The following is a 470-nucleotide window of genomic DNA, read 5'->3' on the forward strand; positions in this document are numbered from 1 at the left end:
ACACGGGCAAGTTGCTGGATACGGTCATCGTCTATTTGCATCAAGAAAACAATATGTTGGCAACGCTGTCACGTCTGATTAAACAACACGGCGTGAAACTCATCGCCATCGGCAACGGCACCGCCAGCCGTGAAACCGACAAAATTGCGGGCGAACTGGTGCGCGGAATGCCGGAAATGGGGCTGCACAAAATCGTCGTGTCCGAAGCCGGCGCGTCGATTTATTCCGCGTCCGAACTGGCGGCGCGCGAGTTCCCCGACTTGGACGTTTCCCTGCGTGGCGCGGTGTCTATTGCCCGCAGGCTGCAAGACCCACTTGCCGAGCTGGTGAAAATCGACCCCAAATCCATCGGCGTGGGCCAGTATCAGCATGACGTGAACCAAAGCCAGCTCGCCAAATCGCTGGACGCGGTGGTCGAAGACTGCGTGAATGCCGTCGGTGTGGACGTGAACACCGCCTCCGCCCCGCTC

General features: G+C 58.9%; 1 pseudogene. It reads left to right on the forward strand.

Going from position 1 to position 470, the window contains the following annotated elements:
• Positions 1–470: pseudogene (locus tag ACTHUE_RS20250) on the forward strand (RNA-binding transcriptional accessory protein); the annotation flags it as partial.

It is taken from the genome of Neisseria sp. P0021.S005 (assembly GCF_051956955.1).